The following is a 12,649-nucleotide window of genomic DNA, read 5'->3' as shown; positions in this document are numbered from 1 at the left end:
GAACCGCTTCACCCGTGCCGCGTCAACACCACCGGGCGCCCGGATGCCCTCGGGCGCCGGGGTTTCCGCATAAGCTGAAGTGATGTCGCGATCCCAGCCGCGCAAACGCGCGACGATCCGCGAGGTGGCCCAGGCGACCGGCCTGTCACCCGCCGCCGTCTCGTACGCGCTGCGCGGCATGCAGGTCTCCGAGGAGACGATCGCGCGCGTGCGTCAGGCCGCCGCCGAGCTCGGCTATGAGGCCGACCCGATCGCCCGCGCCCTCGCCAGCGGCCGCACCGGCATGATCGGCCTGCTGTGCGGCTCGCTCGAAGACCTCTGGCAGCAGTCGCTCGCCGTCGGCATCGGCAGAGCCCTGCGCGACAAGGACCGCTACGCGCTGATCCTCGACGCCGCCGGTGACCCCGCCCGCGAGCGCACCCTCGCCCGGCAGCTCCGCGACCAGCGCGTCGACGGCATGATCGTCCAGCCGGTGGACCCCGCCGCGCAGATGTGGGGCCAGCTCGCCGAGACGGTCCCGGTGGTCGCGATCGGCGACGCGCTGGTCGACGCCAAGACGGCCGGAGAGGTGGTCTTCGACAACCGCAGGGGCGTCACGCTGGCCCTGGAGTACCTGCGCGACCGCGGCCACCACCGCATCGCCGTCCTCACCCCGACCCGGCCCAGCACGCCCGACCGCCCCGCCGACCTGCACGTGATCGCCGAGGCCGACCGCCTCGGGCTGGACATCGAGGTCGTCAACGCCCCGCACGGGCTGCCCGCCATCACCGACACGGCCCGCGCGCTGCTCTCCGGGGCCTCCCGCCCGGCCGCGGCCTTCTGTTTCTCCGACTTCATCGCCTACGGCGTCTACGCGGCCGCCGCGGAGGCCGGCCTGCGCGTGCCGGAGGACGTCTCGATCATGGGATACGACGACCACCCGATGTCCGGCCTGCTCACCCCCGGGCTCACCACCGTGAACTGGGACATCGACGGCATCGTCCGCGCCGCCGTCCGGCTGGTGGCCGCCGCGGCGGACGGGCAGGTGCGCAGGCGCAGGATCATCCAGGCCCCCGAACTGCGCGAACGCGGTTCGGTCCTCAGCCGTCGCTGAGACGGTCCGCCGCCGGGTGTTCGTCGAGTCTCGGACCGGTCTTCGTCTGGTTGTCGTGCGGTTCTCGTCCGGTCCTCGCGCGGTCTTGCTGTGGTCTTCCTCTGGTCTTCGTGCAGTCTTCGTTTCAGTCTTCGTTGAGGCCGAGCAGCATGTCGAGGATCCAGCTGACCACGCCCACCACGATCGCGCCGAGGAAGGCCGCCCCGAAGCCTTCCACCCGGAACGGCAGCGTGAGCTGCTCGGCGATCCAGCTCGTGAGCAGCAGGAGGAGCGCGTTCACCACCAGGGCGAACAGGCCCAGAGTGAGTACGTAGAACGCGCAGCCGATGGTCTTGATGATCGGCTTCAGCACGGCGTTGACGATGCCGAAGATGAGCGCGACGGCGACGAGGGTGCCCACCGTCTTGGTGGTGGTGGTCTGGGCGACGGTGATTCCGTCGATCAGGCGGGTGGCGGCCCAGAGCGCGCCCGCGACCACAAGGATCTTGAGGATGATCTTCACATAGGTGATGTTCCCATGACCTGCCCTGGGAGCGGTAGGGCTGGAGGGCCCGGGTGCCCCAGCTCGGCCGTGTTTTCCGGACCCGGCGCGTGCCGGTTGACCGGCCCCTTGGCCGATCTCTTCATCGGCCCTTGACCGGCGGGGGACGCGGGGCGAACATCGGCGGGTGATCGTTCTTTGCGGTGATCTGCATATCCCCCTGATCGCGGGGAAAGGGGTGAAAGGGGGTGATACTCAATGGACCGGGACCAGTTGGAGTCGCTGCCGCCCAAGGAGCTTCACGACAGGGCGGTGCGCTACGCGGTCGCGCACGGTGACTTCGGCTTCCTGTGGGACCTGCTGAAGGTCATCCCCGCGGCCGAGGCCGCGAGCGGCCATTCCGACGAGTCGGCCAACGACCTCAGCCGCGTGTCCGCGCTGCTGAGCGACGCCATGGCCTCGGGGGAGGGCGAGCTCGGCGAGGCGCTGCGGCCGGTCTACATCGCCTACCTCGCCAAGCACCCGGACGCCTGACACGTCGGAGTCGGCTCTAGGCTCCATCCATGGCAACGGTGAATGTGGAGCGTACAGAAGACGGCTTCGTGGCGAGCAACGACCGCGGAGCGCGGGTCGCCATCGGCGGCGGGGACGAGAACGGGGTCTTCACCCCTGTCGAACTGCTCCTCGCGGCGGTGGGTGGCTGCAACATCGTGACGGTCGAGCCGCTCACGGCCCAGCGCGGGCACCGGCTCGTCCGGCTCGCGATGACCGTCGAGGCCGCGAAGATCGAATCGAACATGCTCGGCACCGTGACGGTGACCTATGACGTCGAGCTTCCCGAAGGCGACCCCGAGGCGGACGAAGTGTTCCGCGCCGTCGCCCAGCGGGTCCACGAGCGGCACTGCACGGTCAGCCGCACCCTGCAGCAGGGCGTCGAGGTCAAGGTCGAACTGCCCGAATAGCCGCCTGCGCCTGCGGGTCCATCCGTACCCGGTCAACCCCGGGACTTAGACCGAATCTATACCCTGCGATGACGAGCAGCTCAGGCCCCCGTATGTAGTGTTAAGGCAGGTCAAGAGGGATGGGACCTGGCACCCGCAAGGGTGCGGACAAGAGCTTTTCTCAAAAAGGACGCGGTGGGGGACCGCGTCCGTTCAGCGGGACCGCCCGATGCGTTTGGGGGAAGGCATCGGCGCTGGACCGTTTGAGATCGGGGCCGGGCAGGCGGGGGACTGCCCGGCCCCGACTTGTCCCCACCCACCCCCGCGCACGGGACACATCTCTCCTCCGTACCGTTCCAGGAGCCGCCGATTCCCCATCCGGGCGGTCACGTACGGGCCGGAGGCGAAAGAACGAGCTCAGGCCGTGGGGGACGGCTGCTCACCGGGCGCTGGTGGGGCGCGTTGAGCCGCAGCCCAGCAGCAACACGTCAGAACATCACCATGGCACGACGCCATCGTCGTCGAACAGCTGACCGGTGGGCCCGTCGTCGGGCAGAGCCGCCAACCGGATGGCGATCAACGCGCCCTGCTCAGGGGTCCGAGTACCGCGGAACCCATTGAGGTCGGTGGCCACGTAGCCGGGGCAGGCGCTGTTGATCAAAATGTTGGTGCCGCTCAGCTCCTTGGCGTACTGGATGGTGACGGCGTTGAGGTAGGTCTTCGTCGGTGAGTAAGCCCCGCTGATCCCGAGCTCGACACCGGGTGTGGTCTGCAGGGTCAGCGAGGCGACATGGCTGGACTGGTTGACGATCCGCGGGTGCGCCGAGCGGCGCAGCAGCGGCAGCATCGCGTTGGTGACCCGGATGACGCCGATGACGTTGGTCTCCACCAGCCGCCGCACGGTCTCCAGGTCGATGGTCGTAGGTGCCTCTGGCCAGTCGCCTGCGACGCCGGCGTTATTGACCAGCACGTCAAGGCGTCCCGCTCGCTCCTCGATCAGCTGCGCTGCGGCGGTCACGCTCTCGTCGTCGGTGACGTCCAAGGGCACGCCGAACGCGTCGGTACCTGCCGCGCGCAGTTTCGCCACGGCGTCCGTCCTGCGCCGCTCGTCTCGAGCGCCGACACCGACGCTCCAGCCCAATGCGCCCAGCCCGGCCGCGATCTCGTACCCGATTCCCTTGTTCGCGCCGGTGACCAGTGCGATCGTCTTCTCGCTCATGACACCGAGCATGGCTGCACTTCGATCAGGCACCAACACCATCTCGGTACTGCGGCAATATCCGAGCGACATCAATCGACCGTACTGTGAATCCATGGAGATACGCGAGCTGCGGTACTTCGTCGCGATCGCCGAGGAACTGCACTTCGGCAAGGCCGCCCAGCGTCTGGAGATGGCCCAGCCGCCCCTGTCCCGCGCCATCGCCCGGCTCGAACGAGAGCTCGGCGTCACGCTGCTGGAGCGCACCAGCCGCAAGGTCACGCTCACCGAGGCCGGGGCCGTGCTTCTGTCGGAGGGGCGCGCGATCCTCAGCGCGGTGGCCGCAGCTGAGCGGCGTACTCAGCAGGCTGCGCAAAGGCGCCCCCACCTCGTCCTCGCCGTCAAATCCGGCACCGCCGGCGAGTTGCTGGCCAAACTGCTCGATGCCTACCGCGCGGAGCCCGGCGCAGCGACCGTCGATCTGTTGCTCTGCGAGGCGCATCAGCAGCAAAAATTGCTGCAGAACGGGCAAGCCGATGTGGCTCTGCTGCACTTGCCATTCGATTCGACGGTCGGACTCGACACCGAAATTCTGTATACCGAGGGACAGGTGGCGATCCTGCCCACCTCTCACTCACTTGCCGGCCGCTCTCAGGTTCGGATGGCCGAGGTCACCGCATTGCAGGAACTCCCGATGGCTCGCTGGCCCGGTCCTGGCGGCAACTACCCGGAGGGACCAGGGGCAGAGGTACGGAACCTGACACAGCTCTTCCAGCTGATCGCGCTCGGCCGTACCACCGTGATCGTGCCCGAGTCCACCAGCACCGACCTGCGCCGGGATCTCGCCGCCGTTCCGGTCCTGGATGCCCCGCCCGTGACAACGGTGATCGCTTGGCCGCCGCAGAGCCGGCTTCGCGCAGTCGCCGACCTGATCCGCGTGGCAACACGTCTTTGACCGGCTGTTCTGTGCCCGTAGTGTCACCCATCCATGTCTGAAACGCGAGGTTTGGGTGGGAAAGGTAGATCTTCTAATGCTTTCGAGGGGTAATGTTGGCTTTGTCCTGACTTGGTGGGTAAGGTCTTAACCCAAGACGGGCGGTGACCTGGTCTTCAGCCCGAAGGCCGCCGCCCCGAACGTCGAATCTCCGAAGCCCGCAACGGGGCCGAGGGGAACCGGGGACCCAAGTCCTTGGGGTGAATCCGCGCGAGCGGTAGGGAGCGACTCCAATCCCGAACCCGTCAGCTAACCCGGTAGGCGTGATTGGAGAGGAGATCGAGTGGAGCACCCCACTCCGCGGCACCCATCCCCCGGGCTACCCTAAGCCCCGGATCTCGCCGTCAGAAGCGGCGGACAAATCGGCTCGGAGCAGCCGTCTCACCGGGCGAGTAGCTCGCCCTCTGTGACGTGGTGGTTGACGCCACAACTTTCTGCACTAGCACGGAAACGCGCGGATCCCGGCGATTGACATGGTCTCGCCGATCCAGTGATCAGACAGCGCCTTCCACTCCCGCATCGGTGCCGCCCTCGGCCCGGAGTCGCGGTCCTTGTCTTCTGATGAAAGATCCGACCTCCCCATGACTTCATTCGCTGTCCCCCCCACCTGGCGACCGGCTTCCTGCATCGCCGGCGCCTGCCTCGCCGCGGTGACGGCCTTCGGCGCGACCGCCATCGCCGACGCCGACGCGCAGAGCGTCCTTGCCCCCGTGCCCGCCGACGGCGCGGTCACCGAACCGGCCTTCCAGGGCAAGCCCGTCCTTCTCCATGGATCCACGAAGGCCTCGTACTTCTGGGACGACGCCTCCGGCCGTATGGGAGACACGGGCATGCCCGCGATCGGCAAGCCGATGCAGAAGGGGCTCTTCGCGAGCCCGAGCTGGCCGCTCGGCACCGAGGGATACGTGATGTACAAGGGAAAGAAGGCGCCCTTCTTCATCGGCGACCGCGGCCCCGGCATCCCTTCCAGCAGCGGCGTGATGCTCGACATCGACGGCAAGACCTTCGCGGAACTGACCGGCGGCACCTTCAGCGACTCCACCCTCACGGTGAAGGGCTTCGACGCCGGACACATCAAGGTCGACTACGTGGTCACCAAGTGGGGCGACGGCAAGGGCAAGAAGAACCTCCCCGTCCCCTTCTCCAGCGGTGCCTGGGCGTCCTACGACCACCACCCCGCCACTCCGCCGCGCACCCCGGTCGTCCTGGCCGGCGACTGAGCCACGACTCCCTCGGCGTGAGGCCCCCGTCACGAAGACCCCGGTAGGTCGGTCCCGGACGCGAAGGGCGAGGCTGAGAGCGGCGGCCCCCTGAAGCCTGGGCCACCGCGAGCCACCGGATACGCCGTCCACTCGATGTGCGCACCCGCGCGGGTGCTGCTAAAGTCGCCGTAGTCAATGCGCCGCTAGCTCAGTTGGTTAGAGCAGCTGACTCTTAATCAGCGGGTCCGGGGTTCGAGTCCCTGGCGGCGCACCACGGTTAATGCCGATGACCTGGGCATCCTCTGCTGGCGGAGGGTGCCCACAGTCATTTCCGGGCCTGTAAAGGACCGGCGCGACACCCTTGGCGGTGGGCCGGTGCGGCAACGCGGCGGTAACACCGCCTGGCTGTCAGGCTCGGTAGGCCGAGGCGAGTCTGTGGCCGGCCTCTTCCAGGTCCGTGGGGGAGCTGAAGCTGAAGCTGAGGCGAAGGCCCGGCTCGGCGAGGGGGCCGAAGAGGGCGCCGTCCATCGCGCGGACGCCGGTGGGTTCGATGGCCTGGGCGTTCAGGCCGTGCAGCCAGAGGAAGAAGCCGCCGTGGGGGACGGCGAAGGCGTCGGCTCCTCCCGCGCGCAGGCCGGAGACGAGGGCGTCGCGCCTGGCCTTCAGTTGGTCGCGAAGCCAGAGGAGGCGCCGGTCGTAGGCGCCGTGCTGGATGAGAGGCGTGACCGCCAGGGACGTGAGGTGGTTGACGCCGCCTCCGCTGGACAGCAGGCCTTCGCCGGCGAGCCTGGTGACCAGGGCGGGGTCGGCGAGCATCCAGCCGAGCCGCAGGCCGGGGCCGAGGGTCTTGGCGAAGCTGCACAGCCGCACGACCCCGTCGTACCCGGCCATCGCCGCCAGCGGGGCGGGCAGGTCGATCGGGTCGAGGCAGAGCTCGGCGTAGGCGTCGTCCTCGACGATCGGGAGGCCGTGATCCTGGGCGACCTCCAGCAGATCGGCGCGTCGCCGCCCGCCGATCACGCGGCCCGTGGGGTTGTGGAAGGTGGGGATGAGGTACGCGAACGCCGCCCGGTCGCCGTCCGCCCGCAGGTCGAGCAACAGGTCAGAGAGCGCGGCGGGGTCGGGACCCTCGGCGTCCTCAGGGATGGGCACGGTCCGTAAGCCGCAGTCGGAGAAGATCCGCTTGGCGAGGTGGTAGCTGGCCCACTCGCACAGCACGACGTCGCCCGGCGCGCCGAGCCTTGTCGCCAGGAGGTGCAGCGCCTGTGAGGTCCCGGCGGTGATCAGGACGTTCTCGGGCCCGCACGGGTATCCGCCCGCGGCCTTCGCCCGCTCGGCCAGCGCGCCGCGCAGGGGCGCCACCCCCGCGTTCGCCCCGTAAGTCAGCGCCGCGGGCCCGTACTCGTCCAGCGCCTCGGCGTAGGCGCTGGCCATCATCCCGGTGGGGAGCAGCTCGGGGTCCAGATACCCGTCCGCGAGGTCGAGGACTCCGTCCGGGGGAACGCCCTGGACGATGCCCGGTGTCCACATCGGCGGAAGCTGTCGCGGTGCCTGCATGACCCGGGCCCAATCTCGTGGACGGCGGCCGGCGGCGGGTGGTGGCCGCCGGGAGCAGAGTGATCACCTGAGTCATATCGGGGACGCTCCGCCGCAGTCAAGGCCCCGCCGCGCGCGCTCACCCCACCATGCGCACGTATAGGTGGGATCAGCAGGGGAAAGTGGAATCGGCGCGGTGTCACGGAATGTGAGGAGGGCTCGGGAAATGGTGGGAAGACGAGGGACGATGCGGGAGCGAACCGCCAGGGCGGCGACGTGCCGTGTCTATTGGGCATCACAGCGTGGAAATCGGCATGGTGGCGAGACGGAAGCATCGCGGGGCTTCCTGGCGGGCCGTGGTCGTGTCAATTCATTGGGCGGGGGCGCGGTGCTCATTGGGCGGGGGCGCGGTGCGGCGGCGTGCCTGTGAGGGGCGGGAGAATGGAGCCGTCCAGGCCCTCATTTGAAGGCCCGGGAATCGCCCGCCGCCTGACTTCGTGAGAGCGGACCATCCCGGCGCGATATGCCCGGTGCGATATGCCCGGCGCGGGGGTGGTGGTGTTTCCGCTGCACAGGCTCCACAACGGCCCTCGACCACTGGTCAGCGGACCAGTCATGGGCGGGCGGTTGGACGGACGGCGGTGGAGCGTGTACGCCCTGTGGGCGGGTGATCTGTGCGATCGGAAGAAAGGCGAATGAGGGGGAGCAAGTGGGCGATGACGGGCGGGCCAATCCCCACTGACGGCGAAACTGAACATAATTCGGTTTGTGTTCGCCCAGGTGCCCGGATGCCGCGCCGGAGGGGGAAACGAATTCCCGACTAACCGGCTGGAGACCCTGTGGCAGGCGTGCTCACCGCCACAGGGCCGCGAACGGCGACCGGATGACCCCGTACGGCGGCGCAGGATTCGCCGTTCCACACCCCGCCGACCCGTCGCCGAATCAAAGGACCGCGGTGAGCGGGAAGGAGACGGCCCGGCGATCGCACGTGGACACCGCACCGGGCGACTCTGCGGGCGCGGCGGTTCGGCACGGGCCGGCCGGGCCTGCTGGTCAGTTCGGCACGCGCATCCGCGCGGCGTGCAGGTGCTCGTAGTACGGGAGGTGGTAGTCGAGGTAGGCGGCGAGTTTCGGGTTGTCGCGGACGAAGTCGGTGTCGGTGCCGGCGGTGCGGACGAAGCCGTCGGTGCGGCTCGTCGACTCGTGCCAGCGCTGGGTCTTGCGCCAGTCGTCGCGCACCCCGGGCTGCCAGCTCAGCGCGTCGGGGACGAACGGGATCGAGACGCGGGCGCAGTACTCCTTGACCGTGCCGACCGGGTTCTCGATCAGGTCCTCGGAGTCGATCACGACGGGAGGCGTCTGCGACCTGGCCGCGACCGCGTCGTAGATCTCGGCGAGCCAGGCGAACCCGATCTCGTCCCGGCCGAGGTCGGCGTTGAGCTTGAAGTGGGAGGCGATGGCCTGTTCGGGGTGACGGATGATGAAGGTGTGGGTCGCCTCCGTGAGGAAGCGCTCGTCGGCGAGCAGCCCGGGGTAGTGGAAGTCCGTGGTGTCCTTGAAAAAGACCGGCTCGCGGGCGGCCAGCTCACGCAGGGTAGCGATCAACTCGGCTTCTGTGCGCGCCGTGAAGGGGCCCACCTGCGCCTCGCCGAAATCGGCGACATGCGAGAACGGTTCGTGCACCACGGTGTAGTCGCCACGGGCGGCCATCATTCTCAGGAATGCGGTCGACCGGGAACGCGGCGCGCTCCACAATGCTAAAATCCGGGGCGCTTCCTGGGTTCCGTCGTTCATTACGCTGGCCTCCGCCTGTTCGTGGTCGTGCGGAAAGGATATGACGGTTCGCCGTCGATTTCCGCATGTGGGTCGCGGGTGGTTCGAGTGCGCCGATCGGCGCTTCACGCGAGCCCGGCGTGAGAGCGTGGATGGCTGGGCCATGACGCCATGACCTGCGAAGACTCGCCTGTCCGTGCCTGGTGGGCGTGGCTTGGAAGGAGGCGGCCGGGTCCGGATCCGCCGATTTCCGTATCCCGCGCGGACGCCTGGCGGAATTCGGTGGGCGGGCCCGGTACGGCGCGGTCTCCGGGGATCAGGACGCCGAATGCTCATCTGCCTGCCCGGCGGGCACCGGTTTCCCCGGACATTGCGCCGGATAGGCCAAGGGCCATCTCCTTGTGGCGATTACCCGGGCCTCCTCGTGGCGATTACGCGGGCTGTTCGCGCGTGTACACGGCAATGCCTCCGGCAATCCGAGCGGACGCGGGGCCGGCAATCTTCGCGCGTTCTCGCGGACGGTCGCCGTCGCGGGTGTGAACACGCGCCGCGTCTCCGGAGAACATCTCCCGCCGGGCGGCTCCCGCACGGCGGAACGGACCGGCTCATCGCGTCGTCCTGCGCGTCCCCGCATTCGCCTGGAACGCGCGGTCGTATTCGGCCGTTCATGCCGGGAATACGATGCACGGTGCCCGCCGCCGGCGCGCCGCCGGGTTCGGCGGAATGCTCTGGATTCAGCGCGACGGCGTTTCGGGGGCGGCCGGAGCGGTGAATGGGTGGATGCCGTGAACGGCGTCGGCGGAGGTGGCTCGCGGATGCCGTGAATTCCGTTACTCTGTGCGCCTCCGTTCGCGCCCGTGTTCACCTTGCGAATGCCTCGCGGAAATCGGTGTGACGGTGCCCGGAGAACTCGGAAGGCCGCCGGCCGCCGGTTCCGCCGGGGAATCATTTTCGGACGCCCTGGGAAAAAGGCCGCTCATTTGTCAGGAGGATTTCAGGCCGGACGGCCGGAGGCCTCGCGTCGCATTCCTCTCCATGCCTGCGTGCACGGGTGGTGAGGCCGTCCGTTTTCGGCGGTGGACCGGGTTCGGGTCCTCCGTATTCAGGCGGCGTGCACACCGGCGAACCGAATCGGGGAGATCGCCGGGCACGGTCGCCTGGACGGTCGAAACGGGTTAGGAATTCATGGCGCGGAATCCTCTGTGTCCGATTCGCGGTGCGGGGAATGCGCGGTGTGGGCGCTCGTCGACGTGCGCATTCGTACGTGGTACGACCTGCGGCGAGGTGGTGGGATGGGGGCCGGCGCATAGGGGGCAGAGGTCGGATCACTGGGGTGGCGGAATGTTCTCGTGGGGAGGCGGACCGCGTTCGCGGACCGATACCACCGGCCTGTGGGCGGCGGGCATCGCCGGTGGGGCCGGGACCGTACGGGAGTCGTACGGTGGAATGCCATGTTCAGAAGCCGGTCGGCGGTACGGCCTTCACGCGGCTCGCCGTGCGAGGCGGGCGGGGCGGGCGCCGTAAATCATGGTCGCCCGGGGACACGTCCGGGCGGCGGAACCCCCAGTAAGCGCAATTTGGGATATCGGTGCCATGATCGAACATATTGGCACATGTCGCCAAGGTCGCTTGATCGATTCCGTACCCGCGCGTCGCCCGCCCAGGAATGCGGCCCGGCCCTGAGGTCATGGCCAAAAAGGGGCGGCCACCTGGAACGTCCTCCTATGGACGGTCGTGAACGCGGCGACCGTGGAGCCTCGGACCCGGCTCTGATCGCGACCTCGGGGAATGTCGCCCGGATCGCGACCCGGGGACGCCCGCGCGCCGTGTGCGCGCGCCGCGAGCGTCATGGACGCCGGTTTTCGGACATCCCCTATTGAGGTTAAGTAGGTGGGGTCGATCCCGGATTAGAGGCGACCGAAATGCGTGAATTCGGTCCTGTCGTCAAGATTGACATGCGACGTCCACCGCCGGGATAATCTCCAGGTGCCATCCCTATTGCAAAATGTGACCTTCGACTGCGCGGTTCCTGTCAAGCTGGCGCGGTTCTGGAGCGAGGTCACGGGACAGCCCGTCGATGATTACGATTCCTTCTACGCGACGGTGACGCTGCCGAATGAGACGGTGCTCTACTTCGCCCGGGTCCCCGAGTCGAAGACCGTCAAGAATCGCGTGCATCTCTGCTTGCGGCCGGATGTCCTCCGCGACGTCGAGGTCGACCGTCTGATCGGAATCGGCGCGCGTTTGGTGGCCGATCGCCGTAGGCCCAACGGTCAGGGTTGGGTGGTGCTGGCCGACCCCGAGGGGAACGAATTCTGTGTTCTCCGCAGCGCCGCGGAGCGATGACGATTACGTAGCGTTTAGCTCCACTTACGCAGCGCAATAGCCGACTGCTCTTGAGACAAACTAAAGAACCAGGCTTGACAGAGTTCGGTCGCAGATGCAAGCTTCTCGTTAGGGCGGGCATGGAGATCCCTTTTGCTGGGGGTTTGTTCGGACTTGGGCGAGGTCGTGCGACGTCATTTGAATTCTTCGAATGACAAGGTATTCCGCGCAGGTTATGTGGGGGGACACCGCGCACGGGATGGTCGCCGGCAGGTGAACGGCTCTCGAAAAGGAACTTGCGCGAAAAGGAATTAGTGAGGTTCGCTTTGCTGCGAGTACCCGGGAAGCGAGAGAGACCGACCGAGGTCGTCGTCGAACAGACCAGTTCAGGGCAGGTGTTATAACCGTGCACTGTCGGGTCCTGATCTGCGACGAGACCACCCTGGTCAGGGACGGTCTGCGTACCTTGTTGGACGCGGAGTCCGACATCACCGTGGTGGACACCACGGACAGCGGGCAACGCGCGATCATGCTGGTCCGCACGTATCGGCCACACGTGGTGGTCACAGGCCTCACCCTGCAGGGCATGCTCGGCATCGAGCTGATCCGCCGCCTGCTGCGGGAGGAACTCGACCCCGTCCCCAGAGTCGTGGTGTTCGCCACCAACGAGCACGACGACACGCTGACTCACGACACACTCACCAATGTGCTGCACGCCGGCGCCAGCGGCCTGCTCACCCGCGAGACCAGTCGCGACGACCTCGTCGCCGCGATCAGGACCGTCGCCAGCGGACAGGCGATGCTCACCCCGCGGATGACGCAGCGCCTGCTGGACTGGTTCCGCCAGCACAAGACCGAGCCGGACGACATGCTGCAGCCGTACGCGGCCGCGCTCACCGAGCGCGAGCGCGAGGTGCTGCTGCTCACCGCGCGCGGGATGTCCACCGAGGACATCGGAGTGACCCTGTCCATCTCCGTGGCCACGGTCCGCACGCACATCTACCGGCTGCGCAACAAGCTTCAGTTGCGCGACCGCGCCCAGCTCGTGTCGTTCGCCTACCGCGCCGGCATGATGCAGACGGAGTACGACCTGGCCAACAACTGAC

11 protein-coding genes, 1 tRNA gene and 1 riboswitch are annotated in these 12,649 nt (G+C 68.0%); of the genes, 8 read left to right on the top strand and 4 right to left on the bottom strand.

Annotated features, from left to right (window positions below; genetic code table 11):
• Positions 1 to 82 precede the first annotated feature (82 nt).
• The gene (locus AB0M95_RS06965; protein ID WP_358512055.1) at positions 83 to 1,093 is read left to right on the top strand and encodes a LacI family DNA-binding transcriptional regulator; all 1,011 of its coding nucleotides are present in this window, start codon (positions 83 to 85) and stop codon (positions 1,091 to 1,093) included.
• A 124-nt stretch (positions 1,094 to 1,217) separates the two neighbouring features.
• On the opposite strand, the gene AB0M95_RS06960 is transcribed toward AB0M95_RS06965, so the two are convergent.
• Positions 1,218 to 1,595 (bottom strand): phage holin family protein, encoded by a 378-nt coding sequence (locus AB0M95_RS06960; protein ID WP_363760602.1) that lies wholly within the window; start codon positions 1,593 to 1,595, stop codon positions 1,218 to 1,220.
• Between the two features lie 237 nt (positions 1,596 to 1,832).
• On the opposite strand from AB0M95_RS06960, the gene AB0M95_RS06955 reads away from it, so the two are divergent.
• Positions 1,833 to 2,108, top strand: a complete 276-nt coding sequence (locus AB0M95_RS06955) for a hypothetical protein (protein WP_363760599.1) — start codon at positions 1,833 to 1,835, stop codon at positions 2,106 to 2,108.
• A 29-nt stretch (positions 2,109 to 2,137) separates the two neighbouring features.
• On the top strand, positions 2,138 to 2,536 hold the full coding sequence (locus AB0M95_RS06950) for an OsmC family protein (protein WP_358512063.1): 399 nt from the start codon (positions 2,138 to 2,140) through the stop codon (positions 2,534 to 2,536).
• Between the two features lie 475 nt (positions 2,537 to 3,011).
• Here the strand turns inward: AB0M95_RS06950 and AB0M95_RS06945 are convergent, their stop codons facing one another.
• Complete coding sequence (locus tag AB0M95_RS06945; protein ID WP_363760815.1) at positions 3,012 to 3,734, bottom strand: SDR family oxidoreductase; 723 nt, start codon at positions 3,732 to 3,734, stop codon at positions 3,012 to 3,014.
• Between the two features lie 94 nt (positions 3,735 to 3,828).
• Between AB0M95_RS06945 and AB0M95_RS06940 the strand changes: the two genes are divergently transcribed.
• The 3 genes from AB0M95_RS06940 to AB0M95_RS06930 all read left to right on the top strand — a co-directional run bounded on the left by AB0M95_RS06940 (position 3,829) and on the right by AB0M95_RS06930 (position 6,183).
• Positions 3,829 to 4,668: a LysR family transcriptional regulator gene (locus AB0M95_RS06940; protein WP_363760596.1), complete on the top strand. Its 840-nt coding sequence runs from the start codon at positions 3,829 to 3,831 to the stop codon at positions 4,666 to 4,668.
• Between the two features lie 178 nt (positions 4,669 to 4,846).
• A riboswitch (cyclic di-AMP (ydaO/yuaA leader) is annotated at positions 4,847 to 4,987 on the top strand.
• A gap of 301 nt (positions 4,988 to 5,288) precedes the next feature.
• Positions 5,289 to 5,927 (top strand): hypothetical protein, encoded by a 639-nt coding sequence (locus tag AB0M95_RS06935; protein ID WP_363760592.1) that lies wholly within the window; start codon positions 5,289 to 5,291, stop codon positions 5,925 to 5,927.
• Between the two features lie 179 nt (positions 5,928 to 6,106).
• A tRNA-Lys gene (locus tag AB0M95_RS06930) sits at positions 6,107 to 6,183 on the top strand.
• A gap of 134 nt (positions 6,184 to 6,317) precedes the next feature.
• Here AB0M95_RS06930 and AB0M95_RS06925 read toward each other — a convergent pair.
• Positions 6,318 to 7,466, bottom strand: a complete 1,149-nt coding sequence (locus AB0M95_RS06925) for a PLP-dependent aminotransferase family protein (protein WP_363760587.1) — start codon at positions 7,464 to 7,466, stop codon at positions 6,318 to 6,320.
• 1,032 nt (positions 7,467 to 8,498) lie between these two features.
• Positions 8,499 to 9,239, bottom strand: a complete 741-nt coding sequence (locus AB0M95_RS06920) for a sulfotransferase family protein (protein ID WP_363760584.1) — start codon at positions 9,237 to 9,239, stop codon at positions 8,499 to 8,501.
• A 1,965-nt stretch (positions 9,240 to 11,204) separates the two neighbouring features.
• Here AB0M95_RS06920 and AB0M95_RS06915 point away from each other — a divergent pair.
• Together AB0M95_RS06915 and AB0M95_RS06910 are read left to right on the top strand one after the other, a co-directional pair.
• A complete protein-coding gene (locus tag AB0M95_RS06915; RefSeq protein ID WP_358512081.1) occupies positions 11,205 to 11,564 on the top strand; it encodes a VOC family protein in 360 nt (119 codons plus the stop codon).
• 385 nt (positions 11,565 to 11,949) lie between these two features.
• A complete protein-coding gene (locus AB0M95_RS06910) occupies positions 11,950 to 12,648 on the top strand; it encodes a response regulator transcription factor (RefSeq protein WP_363760581.1) in 699 nt (232 codons plus the stop codon).
• Position 12,649 lies beyond the last annotated feature (1 nt).

The sequence above is a fragment of the Sphaerisporangium sp. NPDC051017 genome (genome assembly GCF_040683095.1).
Classification (GTDB): Bacteria; Actinomycetota; Actinomycetes; order Streptosporangiales; family Streptosporangiaceae; genus Sphaerisporangium.
This window is presented reverse-complemented; position numbering and strand designations above follow the sequence as displayed.

What these genes read in the sequence shown, in the direction of transcription:
- AB0M95_RS06925 (WP_363760587.1), bottom strand. Translation starts at nt 7,466, where the DNA reads ATGCAGGCACCGCGACAGCTTCCGCCGATGTGGACACCGGGCATCGTC.
- AB0M95_RS06945 (WP_363760815.1), bottom strand. Translation starts at nt 3,734, where the DNA reads ATGAGCGAGAAGACGATCGCACTGGTCACCGGCGCGAACAAGGGAATC.
- AB0M95_RS06935 (WP_363760592.1), top strand. Translation starts at nt 5,289, where the DNA reads ATGACTTCATTCGCTGTCCCCCCCACCTGGCGACCGGCTTCCTGCATC.
- AB0M95_RS06950 (WP_358512063.1), top strand. Translation starts at nt 2,138, where the DNA reads ATGGCAACGGTGAATGTGGAGCGTACAGAAGACGGCTTCGTGGCGAGC.
- AB0M95_RS06965 (WP_358512055.1), top strand. Translation starts at nt 83, where the DNA reads ATGTCGCGATCCCAGCCGCGCAAACGCGCGACGATCCGCGAGGTGGCC.
- AB0M95_RS06920 (WP_363760584.1), bottom strand. Translation starts at nt 9,239, where the DNA reads ATGAACGACGGAACCCAGGAAGCGCCCCGGATTTTAGCATTGTGGAGC.
- AB0M95_RS06940 (WP_363760596.1), top strand. Translation starts at nt 3,829, where the DNA reads ATGGAGATACGCGAGCTGCGGTACTTCGTCGCGATCGCCGAGGAACTG.
- AB0M95_RS06955 (WP_363760599.1), top strand. Translation starts at nt 1,833, where the DNA reads ATGGACCGGGACCAGTTGGAGTCGCTGCCGCCCAAGGAGCTTCACGAC.